This window comes from Halococcus morrhuae DSM 1307, assembly GCF_000336695.1.
GTDB lineage: Archaea > Halobacteriota > Halobacteria > Halobacteriales > Halococcaceae > Halococcus > Halococcus morrhuae.
The window spans coordinates 12,243-25,233 of sequence record NZ_AOMC01000085.1 but is presented as its reverse complement, the minus strand read 5'-3'; the positions used below and the strand labels follow the sequence as shown (position 1 = coordinate 25,233).

The 12,991-nt window shown below is 57.1% G+C and carries 12 protein-coding genes and 2 pseudogenes; 10 read left to right on the top strand and 4 right to left on the bottom strand.

The window, feature by feature from the left end; translation table 11 throughout:
• The first annotated feature begins 48 nt into the window (after positions 1–48).
• The 7 genes from C448_RS05680 (at position 49) to C448_RS05650 (ending at position 5,529) form a co-directional block, all read left to right on the top strand.
• Positions 49–1,236, top strand: coding sequence for an MBL fold metallo-hydrolase (locus C448_RS05680; protein ID WP_004052613.1), 1,188 nt, complete (start codon positions 49–51; stop codon positions 1,234–1,236).
• Positions 1,237–1,248: 12 nt separating this feature from the next.
• Positions 1,249–1,749 carry a YeeE/YedE family protein gene (locus tag C448_RS05675; protein ID WP_152415527.1) on the top strand — a complete coding sequence of 167 codons (501 nt, stop codon included), beginning with the start codon at positions 1,249–1,251 and terminating at the stop codon, positions 1,747–1,749.
• Positions 1,746–2,210 carry a DUF6691 family protein gene (locus tag C448_RS05670; RefSeq protein ID WP_004052608.1) on the top strand — a complete coding sequence of 155 codons (465 nt, stop codon included), beginning with the start codon at positions 1,746–1,748 and terminating at the stop codon, positions 2,208–2,210. The genes C448_RS05675 and C448_RS05670 overlap by 4 nt, the downstream gene beginning before the upstream one ends.
• 119 nt (positions 2,211–2,329) lie before the next feature.
• Positions 2,330–3,043: a DUF2270 domain-containing protein gene (locus C448_RS05665; RefSeq protein ID WP_004052606.1), complete on the top strand. Its 714-nt coding sequence runs from the start codon at positions 2,330–2,332 to the stop codon at positions 3,041–3,043.
• A 98-nt stretch (positions 3,044–3,141) separates the two neighbouring features.
• Entirely contained in the window at positions 3,142–3,546 is a 405-nt protein-coding gene (locus C448_RS05660) for a helix-turn-helix domain-containing protein (protein ID WP_004052605.1), read from the top strand.
• Positions 3,547–3,939: 393 nt separating this feature from the next.
• The gene (locus C448_RS05655) at positions 3,940–4,854 is read left to right on the top strand and encodes a quinone oxidoreductase family protein (RefSeq protein ID WP_239640529.1); all 915 of its coding nucleotides are present in this window, start codon (positions 3,940–3,942) and stop codon (positions 4,852–4,854) included.
• A gap of 114 nt (positions 4,855–4,968) precedes the next feature.
• Entirely contained in the window at positions 4,969–5,529 is a 561-nt protein-coding gene (locus tag C448_RS05650; RefSeq protein ID WP_004052600.1) for a GNAT family N-acetyltransferase, read from the top strand.
• Between the two features lie 371 nt (positions 5,530–5,900).
• On the opposite strand, the gene C448_RS05645 is transcribed toward C448_RS05650, so the two are convergent.
• Complete coding sequence (locus C448_RS05645) at positions 5,901–6,866, bottom strand: PLP-dependent cysteine synthase family protein (protein ID WP_004052598.1); 966 nt, start codon at positions 6,864–6,866, stop codon at positions 5,901–5,903.
• Positions 6,867–7,023: 157 nt separating this feature from the next.
• On the opposite strand from C448_RS05645, the gene C448_RS05640 reads away from it, so the two are divergent.
• On the top strand, positions 7,024–8,229 hold the full coding sequence (locus C448_RS05640; protein ID WP_004052596.1) for an IS4 family transposase: 1,206 nt from the start codon (positions 7,024–7,026) through the stop codon (positions 8,227–8,229).
• A 411-nt stretch (positions 8,230–8,640) separates the two neighbouring features.
• Here the strand turns inward: C448_RS05640 and C448_RS15865 are convergent, their stop codons facing one another.
• From C448_RS15865 to C448_RS05630, 3 genes and pseudogenes are all read right to left on the bottom strand, one after another.
• On the bottom strand, positions 8,641–8,898 hold the full coding sequence (locus C448_RS15865; protein WP_152415526.1) for a hypothetical protein: 258 nt from the start codon (positions 8,896–8,898) through the stop codon (positions 8,641–8,643).
• Between the two features lie 781 nt (positions 8,899–9,679).
• Positions 9,680–9,790, bottom strand: a pseudogene (locus C448_RS17045) (acetyltransferase); the annotation flags it as partial.
• A gap of 111 nt (positions 9,791–9,901) precedes the next feature.
• On the bottom strand, positions 9,902–10,609 hold the full coding sequence (locus tag C448_RS05630) for a recombinase family protein (protein WP_004052591.1): 708 nt from the start codon (positions 10,607–10,609) through the stop codon (positions 9,902–9,904).
• A 560-nt stretch (positions 10,610–11,169) separates the two neighbouring features.
• On the opposite strand from C448_RS05630, the pseudogene C448_RS16695 reads away from it, so the two are divergent.
• A pseudogene (locus C448_RS16695) lies at positions 11,170–11,372 on the top strand (integrase); the annotation flags it as partial.
• Between the two features lie 269 nt (positions 11,373–11,641).
• Positions 11,642–12,982 (top strand): IS4 family transposase, encoded by a 1,341-nt coding sequence (locus tag C448_RS05625; protein ID WP_239640528.1) that lies wholly within the window; start codon positions 11,642–11,644, stop codon positions 12,980–12,982.
• Positions 12,983–12,991: the final 9 nt, after the last annotated feature.

The following is a 12,991-nucleotide window of genomic DNA, read 5'->3' as shown; positions in this document are numbered from 1 at the left end:
ACTATACTATGAAAAGCTTTATTGGATTCAGTCCGATATGGGAGAGTGATGAGCGAACAGGAGTTCCCGGAGCCAGAAGTCGAGGTCGAGTCAATCGAACCCGACCAATTGAAGGACCGAATTGACCGTGGCGAGGAGGTGTTTTTGCTCGATACGCGTGCGACCGAGGAGTTCGAGAAATGGCACATCGACGGACCGAGCGTCACCGTCCACAATGTGCCGTACTTCGAATTCTTGCTCGGCGACGTTGATGAGGAAGTCTTTGAGGGGATTCCCGACAACAGGGAAGTAACGGTTCTCTGTGCGAAGGGTGATTCGAGTGAGTATGTGGCTGGACTATTGAAAGAGCGCGGCTACGAGGTGAGTCATCTCGCTCGCGGTATGAACGGCTGGGCAGAACTCTACGAATACCACGAGCTCGACACCGACGCCGACGCGACGATTGCTCAGTATCAGCGCCCCTCGTCGGGCTGTCTCGCCTACCTCGTCGTCAGCGACGACGAAGCCGCGGTCATCGACCCACTGCGGGCATTTACCGACACCTACCAACAGGACGCGCGCGCACTCGGCGCGGAACTGACCGACGCGCTCGACACGCACGTCCACGCTGACCACATCAGCGGTGTCCGTACCGTCGCCGAGGAGTTCGGGGCGACGCCTATCGTCCCGCAACCTGCCGCCGAACGCGGTATCGAGTACGATATCGACTACGAGACAGCTGAGAACGGTAACGCCATCGCTGTTGGTGAGACCGCGATCGAAGTGCTCCACACACCCGGCCACACGTCCGGAATGACGTCCTACCGGGTAGGCAATGTGCTGTTCGCCGGCGACGGCTTGTTCACCGAAAGCGTTGCTCGTCCCGATCTCGAAGAGGGTGCGGAGGGGGCCGCCGACGCCGCGGGCGAACTCTACGATACCTTACAGAACACGATCCTCGAGTTGCCTGACGACACTATTGTCGTCCCTGGCCACTTCAGCGACAGCGCAGAGGCCGAAAACGGCACCTATACTGCACGCCTCGGCGACTTGGAAGCTCGAATGAGTGCACTCTGGATGACTCGTGAGGAGTTCGTCGATTTCATCCAGTCGGACATGCCGCCCCGACCCAGCAACTACGAGGAGATCATCGAGACCAATCTCGGCCAGCGCGAGACGAGCGACGAGAAGGCCTTCGAACTCGAACAGGGACCAAACAACTGTGCGGCCAGTCAAGACGCGCTCACGGGCGATTGAATGTTCGGAGAGATGGAGCTACTGACGGTGCTCGGAGGGACGGCGTTTGCGGGACTGTTCCCGCGTGGCATCAGTCAGTACGCCATCGGCGGCATCCTGATCGGGCTCGGGGTCTCGACCATCTACCTCGGAACAGCGATCACGCCGGGCGCGAGCACGTTCTTCGAGTCGACGCTATCGTACGTCTCAAGGATCCCACGATTCAACCGGGCGAAATATCTCGTCTCGCGTGACTGGCGGATCGTCTTCACGCTAAGTATGGTCGCTGGTGCGGCCGTCTATGCACTCACGCTGGGTGGTGGCGGCTGGACAACTGATGTGCAGGCATGGCGACTGCTCGTGGGTGGCGTGCTCGTCGGCGTCGGCACTCGTCTTGGCAAGGGCTGTACTTCCGGCCACGGGATCAATGGGATCGCTTCGCTGTCGGGAACCTCGTTCGCGAACGTCGCGACGTTCATGCTGACGGCAATCGGAGCCGCACTCTCGATGCAAGCGCTGGGGGTGTCGCCATGAGCAGCGACTCGCGCAGCCCGCTGTTCATGCCGACGATCGTTCTCGGTGGCGCGCTGTTCGGGTTTGGACTCGCCCACAGCGGGATGGCGAGACCCGAGATCGTTCTGGATTTCCTCCAGTTACAAGACTTGGGACTCGTGTTCGTGATGGGCGGTGCAGCGGCCGTTACCGGAACCGTCATCGCACTTGCGACGCGGTACCTCGACCGTGCGCCGCTCACCAATGAGCGGTATGGCAAGCGCGAGAAGACCTTCGATCGAAGCGTACTCATCGGTGGGGTGGTCTTCGGTGTCGGGTGGGGGATTTCAGGGCTCTGTCCCGGTTCCGCGTACGCCAGCCTCGGAGTCGGGAATTTCCCCATCCTAATCGGACTCGCTGGAATGTTCCTCGGCGCATATGCGCAGGGCTACTGGCGATCCTATCGAGAGAGCACCAGTGGAACGGCCACGCCAAGCGATTGAGACACTCGATCCAACTCACAGATGACTACAACTGATCACGAGCAACACGCTGACCTCGAACAACACGACTGCGACCGGTACGGCGACGACGACCAGCTTTCACCAACGGAGGAGTACTTGTGAGCGACGACACCGCCTCGTTCGATCCGACCGGGGAAACTGAGCGCCACATCGGCCGCGGGATGTTCGAGGAGGGGATGGGTCCCGGATCGTCGATGGCCCACCTCTATCGCGGCGAAGTCCACCGAATGAAGTTCTGGCGCGAACGCCTCGACCGCACGACCAACTGGGCCATCACGATCATGGCGGCGATCCTGACGTGGGCATTCACAGGAAACAACCCCCACTACATCGTGCTGATCGGGTTGGCGATGCTCACTGTCTTCCTCGTGATCGAGGCGCGCCGGTACCGGGGCTACGACCTCTGGCGGTCGCGCGTGCGGCTGATGCAGGAGAACGTCTTCGCGAACGCGCTCGATGCTTCCAAAGACGTCAGCGATCCCCACTGGCGACGTGAACTGAGCGAGGACTACCGCCAGCCGAAGATCAAGATCAGCTTTGAGGAGGCACTTGCCCATCGCCTGCGCCGTGTGTACCTTCCGCTCATGACCGTACTGCTCGTCGCGTGGTTGGTCCGGATCACCGCGTTCACGCAGGCAGCCGAGTGGCCCGCGAGCGCCGCTATCGGTGCCATCCCTGGGATCATCGTGTCCGGCGTCGTCGTCGCATTCTTCGTCGTGGTGACGATGATCGCCTGTCGTCCACGGACGTGGAGGGCAAACGGCGAACTCCGCCTTACAGATGTCGACGTCTGGGGCAACGCCGAACAGTAGCCCAGAGACGTTGAAGATCGTTCTTAGGACAGTTGTGCACAGTCGTGCAGGATGTGCACAACATCTTTAGCCTCTCATCCACTAGGGATAATCAAGCAATGCCCGACTCAATGGCGGATTACCTCCGCACAGACATGGAATGCGAGGGCCTCCTCGAATGTTTCCATGGTCTCACCGATCTCGATCGCGACTGTTTCGAAGTTATCGTCACGGACGAAGCGCCGCTGACTATCGATGAAATCGCCGACGAGGTCGACCGCGAGCGCTCGACGGTGTATCGATCGATTCAGCGACTTCGCCAGGCAGGATTCGTCCAGAAAGAACAGATCAACTACGACCAGGGTGGCTACTACCACGTCTTCTCGCCGACTGATCCCGATGTCGTCGCAGACGATATGCAGCAAATGTTGAATGACTGGTATGCGAAAATGGGTCAACTCATCGGGGAATTTCGAACGAAATACGATACATCCGACCAGCCAGCCGCAGCTGCCGAAAGCTAACTGATCGGCCCGATTTGAACACAGAAACACCTGTTCCCTGGAGGCATTGTTTCGGATACTGGTAGAATTCATGAATCCATGAAGTTTAGGGTTCCACTCGTATCTGAGGTCAGCTAGATCGATTCATCATGCATGGTTCTATACGGAATTTAGACTGCCATTTATCCCAACTTCACTATTCATAATAAAATAATATTATTGGTTTCTAGTGTATAAATCGACTGAGTTAACCTCTGGTAAACAGGGGAGTTTCGGGAGTGGATTTCGAGGGGAACCCTCATACAATCTCCCCTCGTTGTCGTCCGTATGCGAGCCGTTCGACAGCAGTCGTTCGGCGGGAGAGATGCGCTAACGCTTGAGAGCGTCCAAAAGCCAACTCCGGGACCACAGGAGATGCTGATCGAAGTGCGTGCGGCCGGTGTTAATCCAACTGACACCTACTACCGGGAAGGGAAGGTCGGTGACGATACTCCTCTCAACCAACCCACGCTTCCCTTCACTCTTGGCTCCGATTTTGCGGGTATCGTCCGCGAGGTTGGCGACCACGTTACCCGATTCAATCCTGGGGATCGTGTTTTCGGGACGGGGCTACACACTGGACGCACCCAACAAGGTGCATATGCCGAATATATCGCCATCCCGCCATCGTTCGTTGCCCACCTTCCGGCCGCCATCGAGTTCAGGGAAGGAGCAGCGATTGGTCTGGCCGGCGTGACTGCGTGGCGGGCGTTGTTCGACTACGGGACCCTCAAGCCGGGAGCGGCGTGTCTCATCCATGGTGGCAGCGGCGGCGTTGGACATGTCGCGCTCCAGCTTGCAGATTCCATCAATGCGACCACGCTTACGACTGCTCGCTCGGACGATGCCCAACTGTTAGAACAGGAGTTCGGGGCAGATCGTGTCTTCGACTATCATTCGGATAACCTTCTCGCGGAGGTCACTGCTGCGGTTCCCGACGGAGTAAATGTCGTGTTGGATCACATGTCCGATGAATATCTCGGCCTCGATATCGAAGCCGCCAGATTTGGCGGGCACATCGTCACTATCGGCGGGGCGGATGGCCACATCTCGGATGGGTTCCGCGCCCGAGCGAACGAACTCACTGTCCACTTCATGACCGCCGCCAACCTCGTGGAGCGACCGGAACTCCCGGACGTGTCCGCCGTGCTTCGTCAGCTTGCCGGACTCCTCTCGAAACCCGATCTCACGGCCCACGTCGCTCACACCTACCCCCTCGAAGAAATTCAAGATGCCCATCGTACGATGGAAGAGGATCACTTTGTCGGGAAACTCGTTATCACGATCTGAGTACGATGGATCGCCAGTCTCTACACAAAAGAGAGGAGCCGTGGGAATGCACCAGCAGATACCGGAATACACCGTCGCCGATGGTTTTTCTTTTGTGTCCACCAATCCGTGATCATGGTCACTGTTCGTCGTGCGAAACCCGAGGACGCTCACCCACTCTCGCAACTCTTAGAGACCAACACCAAGGAGAACCTGACGCCCGAGGAACGCGAGGAGGGATACATCACGGGTGGTGGACCGCCGGAGGACGCACTCGCAACGATGGCCGCCGAGCCCGGATTCCCCGTCGCCGCTGATGGGGGCGACGTGATCGGTTGCATCGGCGCGTCGACGTTCGACCAGCACGAGAAGGGAGTAGTCGAGACGATGGCGGATGCCTGCGCCGAGGCAGACTTTCGCGGCGAGTCCCTGTCTACGTATCAAACTTTCCTCTACGGACCCGCCATCGTCGCCCAAGGCCATCGCGGCAACGGAGTCCTCTCGGAGATGTTCGAGGCCCTCGTCGAGATCGTCGCCGGGGAGTTCGAGATCGGACTTGGGTGGGTCGCAAACGAAAATGAGGCCTCATACGCTGCTCACACTGACGGACTCGGTATGATACCAGTAACCGAATTCGAGTTCGATGACGACCAGTACACGGTCGTGGCGTTCCTCGTTTCCGAACGCGAATCGTGATGGGTGCCCAGTTGCGGTCCGAGTCGCTTCCGGAGCGGTAGTGGTCGATGATTTCCGGTCCACTATTGCCGAGGTCGGCTACGTAGCAGGTCCGATCTGATCGCCGACTGCTATCCACTTCGGCGCTAAAAACAACCTTTTTGTATCGATACGAAAACCCCCGTTCTTTATATACTAAATCACGATATGATTAGGGTGTCCGAGCATACCATGCACATCGCCGCCTACGTTCGCGTTTCCACCGATCTGAAGTCAGGCAGGTAGTTTGCTCATGCATGGCTTGATTCGAAATCTACAACGCAGCCTAAATTTCATAGATGGATATGTATGACGAATCTATCTAGCCGACTGCTGATTCTCGATACGAATGGTCAGCTCAGACAGAATTCCGTTCCCACCAGCCCCTCGTAGAGTCCATCGGAGAGGTATTTCAGGCCGGTGTCACAGGCGACAGTAACAACAGTTTCGTCGGAGTCTCTGTTTGCGGCGACCTGCCTCGCGGCCGCGACGTTCATTCCAGTACTTGTCCCCACGAGGAATCCATCGTCTTCGGCGAGTTGTTGTACACACTCAATGCCTTCCTCGGTGGGAAGCGTGCAAACGCGGTCGTACAGTTCCTGCTCAACGAGTGGTGGGGAACCGACGATAGCCGTCCCCTGTACGCTGTGTGCTCCGGTGGTTCCCTCCGTGATGACGGGAGATTCTTCAGGTTCGACGGCCGTCACCGTGACTTCCGCGCCGCGATTCCGAAGCGCTCTGGAGGTACCCATCGCACAACCGCCCGAGCCGACGATCATCACGAACTCATCAACAGTTGACCGTTGGTCAAGGATTTCCTGTCCAAATGACTCGTATCCGTTGAGTTGATCGGGATTATTGAACTGGTCGGTGAAGTACGCGCCCGTTTTCGATTGGACGGTTTCCGCTTCGGCTCTGAGGTCCTCGAACAATCCATCGTACGACGTTCCGTTAGGCGTTTCGAGGATATCGAGTTGTGCGCCGAGAGCTTGCATCGAGGCGATTTTCTCCTCGGCAACGCAGTCGGCGGTAACGATGTGGAGCGGATGATCGAGCACCGCACAGACAAATGCGAGGCTTGATCCCGTGCTTCCGCCGGTGAATTCCACGACTGGTTCTCCCGGCTGAAGGTCCCCGCGTTCCCGCGCTTCCTCGATCATCGCCAGCGCCATCCGGTCTTTGAGACTTCCAGTAGGGTTTGCTCCCTCCCACTTCACGTGGATGGATGCGCCGCCGTCGGGACGCACCGATGGGAGTTCGACCATCGGCGTATCGCCGATGGCTGCAAGCGTGTTGCCGTAATTTGAATTCGTAGTCATGAATCGATGTCTGATACTGTGGCGTTTCGACTATTTAAAACCGGCGTGAGCCGGTAGTGACGACCTGATGTCTGTGACCTCTAAGTCGGCAGATAGGCCGTCACCNCTGTGGCGTTTCGACTATTTAAAACCGGCGTGAGCCGGTAGTGACGACCTGATGTCTGTGACCTCTAAGTCGGCAGATAGGCCGTCACCGGATGCAACGGACGCCAACAACATCAACTCTGCCGAAACTGTCGCCGATGAGTTGTACTCGCTGCTCGCCGCAGGCGACAGCGAGTCCATTGCCCAGGAGTTCGATATCGGCATCCACAACGAGACACACGACTTCGACAACCATCTCAAAGTAGCCATTCGTGAAGGACTTGATCCATCTAGTTCACTCGCCGAACTCGCCGATAAGACCGCTGTTGATGACTCTCTTGACAAAATGCCCGAGTCACGGTTCTCCGAACTCACGAACGACCGCGACTACCGCGCGGTCGTTCGCATGCTGTTCGCGTTGCTCCACACGCCACAGCTGTATCATCAGCGTGCTGTCCAGCGAAAACGCCTGGAGTGGCTTACACGAGGGGTAATTGCTGTCGACGCGACGAATCTCGAACTCACCCGCTCAGTTGTCGTCTCCGACGAATTTGTCGGAGACGACGAGCACGTCTATGAAATCGACGTAGACGACGGTGGACTCGAACTGCATTGCGCCGCGCGTGTAGACGGTGAACACAAGCATCCGCTTGGGACAACCGTCACAGAAGGTGAAACCCACGAAAGTCCCCAGTTCGACCACCTCAAAGACGACGTCGAGGTCTTCGCAGACCTCGACTCGGTCATCTGGGTCTTTGACCGCGGATACACGCGCTATCGCCGGTTTTGTGAAATCAAGCACAGCGACGATGACTTTGTCACATTACTCCAGTCAAACGCCCGTCTCGACGTTCTGGAGCGCGTCCAGAACGTCGAGGTCACTAACGAGGACGGAACGAGACAGATTCGTGATGAACGAATCGAACTGGCTGAGACCGGGGAACAGTTTCGTCGTATCGTTTTGGAAACGCCGGATGGAGAAGAGATTCAGTACCTGACGACGCTGGCGTCGTCAGCGTACGATCCCATTGACGTGATCAGTATCTACACCCTCCGGACAATGATCGAGATTCTGTTTCGTGAATTTAAACAATATCTGAACGTTGAGAATTTCCACTCGAAATCGCTTAACGGAGTGTTGTTTGAGTTGTTCTGTGCATTGATTGGATACGTGCTCGTGGAGTGGCTGCGCCAACGCCACCCGATCAAGGGTGGCGTGGCGCGTGCGATCCAGAAAGTCCGGACGCACTGGAATGAGACGCTGACTTCGTTCGGCTGATCTCATCACACGGTACCAGCGACAGCCGTCGGCGGCCAGCGACGGCTGTCGCTAGAGCCGTAGTTTTCCCCGCTCTTTGGGCCTGAAACGACGTATCTCTCTGTTTTCCATCTATCTGCTCATATTCGGCTGAGCTTGTGCAGTCTACATACCTGTTCCAGTGCCCCTCACAGCGGCCTCGCTCGCCGTGGCTTTATCAACTTAGAACGCAACAGNCGGCTGAGCTTGTGCAGTCTACATACCTGTTCCAGTGCCCCTCACAGCGGCCTCGCTCGCCGTGGCTTTATCAACTTAGAACGCAACAGGTCTGATACTGTCCCGTTTGGCTATTTAAAACCAGCGACGAAATCTACAACCGGTCTATCGAATGCTAATTCAGATGCTCTGTTGAATCCGAGAGACAGCGGCGGGTTAGATCGTCACATAAGAACGAAGCCGAGCAAGACCGATATGGCTGAAGTGGATCTCTTCGGCTTCATCAGGACGTGTAAACGGCTGGTCAAACAAACCTTGGCGACGAACGCAGGGTGCGGTGGTGCGTCTGACGAGAACGCCATCGAACCGTTCGAAGAGACCGCGCTCGCCGAGCGCCCGGAAGCTCGCGCCGCCGGCGGCCGGATCGGGAATCAGTTCGTTCGTCTCGACAGTGAGGATAGCACCGTAGATCACGTCGGATCAGGAAAGCAGCGGTCGACGAGAAACTACCCAACGAGGATCGCGTAGCAGCCGCCCCAGACCCGGCCCGATACAGATCACATGTTCTAGCACTACTTCTGGGGTTTAGCACGAGAGGTACGATCTCGGATGAAATGAGGTTGTGTAGCGGGGAACACCTTGAAACTCGCCTCGGAATGTTCTGTCTCCAGAAACGGTTCGGCCTGAATCACAGCAGTGGACGCAGCGAGTGCTCTCAAATGGATAGAATCGGAGATATGCGGCTCTATGAGCGGGATTCGACGGAGTGCTGCCGCTCAAGTCGAGGATGAGCGCCGAGCCGGCTCCCTGAGCCGCCTCTGGCGCGTTCGAGCGAAGATCTTCTTCGACGTTCTCGTACTCCCACGCGCTCTCGCGAACAAACCACTCCAGTTTCTCCTGTTTGATATCGACCATGCTTGCGATGCCTGCTACAGATTTGTTGGTTCCTGGGCGAATGAGCCCGCGAAAATACTGCGTTGCATGACGCCACGTTTGCTGCCAGTTCGGCCAGGAAGACCCGTCTGATCTGGTGGTGAACGACGGCTGGTAGTCTGTGAGAAACCGCAGAGCTTCGAGTTGGTTGTGGGCAATATATTTTATTTTTCTGATAGATAAGCCGAGAAAATCAGCTTGGCAATTAAACCGCAGAAGTAGTGCTAGGTTGATTCGTCATGCACAGCTCCCGGCGTAATTTAGACTTCGGTGTTGGTTTCGATCCCAGCTGTGCATGAGAAATCTACCTGCCTGATTTCAGGTACTCTGGTTGCTTGATTCGTTCGGCCGCATCAAATGGATGTGTCGCTGTATAGATGTGGATGCCCGGTGCGATTTGGCAGTGATGTCCGATATCCACCCGAAACTTATCGGTGCCCGTTCACAACAGTCTATACAGAGCTGAAAAGAATGCTCGATCCGTGCATTGAGCAGCTACCTAGCCGACATCAGCTCGTATCCGAAAAAGCGCATATCTTCACCGTTAGTCGCCATGATTAAACTCGCTATCAAAGTAGCTTTCGTCAGTTCGCTCACCAGCGTATCGCTCGCGGTTCGCGGCGATTTCCTGAATTGTTGAGCGTGAGACGCCAGTCGAGCGGGCGAGCGCACGCTGACTCGCTCCCTTATCGAGTTCGTCGAGGAGGATAATCGCCGTCTCGAAGTCGTCGTTCGGGCTGAGATAGCCCTCGGAACCGATGTCGAAACCGAACGGTGGGCGACCATGCCACTTACCCATGCTTCGCTGGGCCGCGATGCCCTCACGGGTGTTCTGGCGTTTGATCTCGGCTTCAAGCTCGGCGAACGTCGCCGCCACAGTGAGAAACGCACGGGTGTAGGGATCGCTCTTCTCAGGATCAAGGTCAATGCCCATGTCGAGGACGTGGAGGCCAACGCCACACTCATCGACGATCCGCTCGACAGTGGCGGAGAAATCCCGGACCGAACGCGAGATTCGCGACACCTCGGAGGCGATGACGCGCTCGACGTTATCGCTCTCGACTGCTTTCATGAGTTTGCGGTAGCCGTCGCGGTCGGTGCTGGTCCCTGATTGTTTGTCGACGAATACCTCGATATCAGCGGGCTCAACGCCGAGGCGGTCAGTGGCGTATTCGCCGGTGAGCTGGCGCTGTCGGGTAAGACTCTGATCGGTAGTCGAGACGCGACAGTAGAGTGCGGTTGTGCCGGTCATAATCGTTCCTTCTCGGCCACCCTCCCCGAATATATAAAAAACACCCCTTTTTCGGCCACCCGTAGCTCGATGGTACTTCCCTCCAAATTCCGTTCAAACGGCCGTGAGCCGACGAATATCTGTTTCGCTGCCCGACTCACCATACCCTGAAGAGTGAACTTGTTAGCAAATAGGTGGTTTGTAGCAATCCATCCTCCGAATCTCTGGGATTCTCATCCGCCGCGAAAAATCTATATCGCCATGCAGTTTACAGCACCGAATATACACTTCTATAGCTCTGAGATGGCTGTAATCGGCGGAATTAGCGATTTTACCGTTTACTCGTGCTTAGTCCATTAAGGACACGTAGATTTATCCACCACCCCGCCCTCCCCCACAGCGAACACAATGTCACGGCCCAGAACCACGGTTACCCGCCCCGAGAACAGTAATCGAGCTAGCGAACGCAGCGGAGGCANCCCCGCCCTCCCCCACAGCGAACACAATGTCACGGCCCAGAACCACGGTTACCCGCCCCGAGAACAGTAATCGAGCTAGCGAACGCAGCGGAGGCACGTAGCGTGGTGTCGATTGATACAGTCACCGAGGACTTCCTGACGGACAAAGGCAAAGGTCAGGGTGGCGCGAGCGGCAACTACCGCCAGGACGCGGGCCGAGAGCTCGATCGATTCGTCGGCTTCCTTTCCAGTCACGAGGAGAGTCCACGACGTTCAGCGAGTTGGACTCGGGTCATCTTCGCGAATACGCCCGTCACACACGCCGATCCCGAGCGACGACGCGACCGTTCTGTGTCAAGGTCGAACGGAGAACGGGGTTCGTCGCCATCGCCGTAGCTCGCCAACTGAGGAGACGATTCGAAACGTGGCCGTGTGAGAAATTCCACGGGACGCTTCCCGTGGTTTCTGACGTCCGGTTGCAACGATGACGAACATGTATCATCGAAAGTGGGCTCAGAACCATCCGTTCTAGGCTAACTCCGAGATAGCCGAAGAACGCCAGCCGTTAGCGCTCTGAGAAGCCGGTGGAAAGGGAATGCAACTACCACCGGATTCGGTGATAGAGGAACGGTTGGTGAAGACGTTTCCGAACAACCGGCTGCGCGAGCTTGCTCGCGCAACCGGGCTAATCCAACGTGACGGCGGGAAACTGAAGGCTGACGCCCTGTTCTGGTCACTTGCTATCGGATTTCTCTCCGGCAACTACAGAACCCTCGAAGAGTTCCGTCAGGAGTACATCGAAACCTTTGGCGGATCACTCAGCTATTCGTCCTTCCACGAGTGGTTCATGCCTGCTCTCTGTGAATTCCTTCGAGAGGTCCTCAAGCGTGCTCTTGAGGACCTCGAACACGAGAATGACCGTCTTCAGGGCCGCTTCAAGCAGTTCCGCGAGGTCTTCATCGCGGATGCGACCGTCATCACGCTGTACCAGTCGCTGTTCGAGACGTTTCCCGGCTATGGCGACGACCACGCTGGAGCGAAGCTCCACGTGGTCGAAGCCATCAGTAGCGGTCTCCCGGCTGAATTCAGCATCACTGACGCGCGCACGCATGAATTCACGCAACTCTCTACTGGTCCTTGGGTGGAGAACGCGTTGCTGCTGTTCGACCAGGCCTACTTCGATTACCGGACGATGGATCTGATCGACGCCAACGGCGGCTGGTTCCTCACACGACTCAAACCCAACGCAAATCCGGAGATCACGGCTGAACTCAGGAAATGGCGTGGCGACGCCATTTCTCTCGAAGGCAAGCAGGTACAGGACATCCTTGACGATCTTCACCGCGACGTCATCGACGTCGACGGTGAAGTCGAGTTCAAGCGACGCATCTACAACGGTACGCGCAGCCGTGCCGTCGAAACGTTCCGTGTCGTCGGCGTCTGGAACGACGAGGAAGATCGATACCACCTCTACATCACGAATCTGCCCGCTGAGGACTATCGCGCGCCTGATATCGCGAAGCTCTATCAGGCGCGCTGGGAGGTGGAGCTTCTCTTTCGGGAGCTCAAGACCACGTACGGACTCGACGAGATCAACTCGGGAAAGCCAGAGGTTGTGGAGGCGTTGATCCTGATCGGGCTGCTTTCGCTCGTAGTGAGCCGCACGCTCCGAGAACTTTTCATCGAGATCATCGAAGCACAGCAGGACGAGGAGAGCGACGACGTGGAGGCGTCGTCGCTCCTGCCTCGAGAACGATGGGCACGAGCGTTCGGACGGCACAGTGACCGGATTCTCCGCCGAGTCGCCGAGCGACTCGGCTACGAACCGCCGAAGTTGGTCGAATCACTGATGAACGATGCGCTAGACCCGAACATTCACCGCATCCCGTTGCTTGACGAGGTGCAGTACGAACCGTTCGACGCTGACCTCGCGTAATCCGGCGTG

What these genes read in the sequence shown, in the direction of transcription:
- C448_RS05680 (WP_004052613.1), top strand. Translation starts at nt 49, where the DNA reads ATGAGCGAACAGGAGTTCCCGGAGCCAGAAGTCGAGGTCGAGTCAATC.
- C448_RS05640 (WP_004052596.1), top strand. Translation starts at nt 7,024, where the DNA reads ATGTCTGTGACCTCTAAGTCGGCAGATAGGCCGTCACCGGATGCAACG.
- C448_RS05675 (WP_152415527.1), top strand. Translation starts at nt 1,249, where the DNA reads ATGGAGCTACTGACGGTGCTCGGAGGGACGGCGTTTGCGGGACTGTTC.
- C448_RS05645 (WP_004052598.1), bottom strand. Translation starts at nt 6,866, where the DNA reads ATGACTACGAATTCAAATTACGGCAACACGCTTGCAGCCATCGGCGAT.
- C448_RS05655 (WP_239640529.1), top strand. Translation starts at nt 3,940, where the DNA reads ATGCTGATCGAAGTGCGTGCGGCCGGTGTTAATCCAACTGACACCTAC.
- C448_RS05625 (WP_239640528.1), top strand. Translation starts at nt 11,642, where the DNA reads ATGCAACTACCACCGGATTCGGTGATAGAGGAACGGTTGGTGAAGACG.
- C448_RS05670 (WP_004052608.1), top strand. Translation starts at nt 1,746, where the DNA reads ATGAGCAGCGACTCGCGCAGCCCGCTGTTCATGCCGACGATCGTTCTC.
- C448_RS05630 (WP_004052591.1), bottom strand. Translation starts at nt 10,609, where the DNA reads ATGACCGGCACAACCGCACTCTACTGTCGCGTCTCGACTACCGATCAG.
- C448_RS05650 (WP_004052600.1), top strand. Translation starts at nt 4,969, where the DNA reads ATGGTCACTGTTCGTCGTGCGAAACCCGAGGACGCTCACCCACTCTCG.
- C448_RS05660 (WP_004052605.1), top strand. Translation starts at nt 3,142, where the DNA reads ATGCCCGACTCAATGGCGGATTACCTCCGCACAGACATGGAATGCGAG.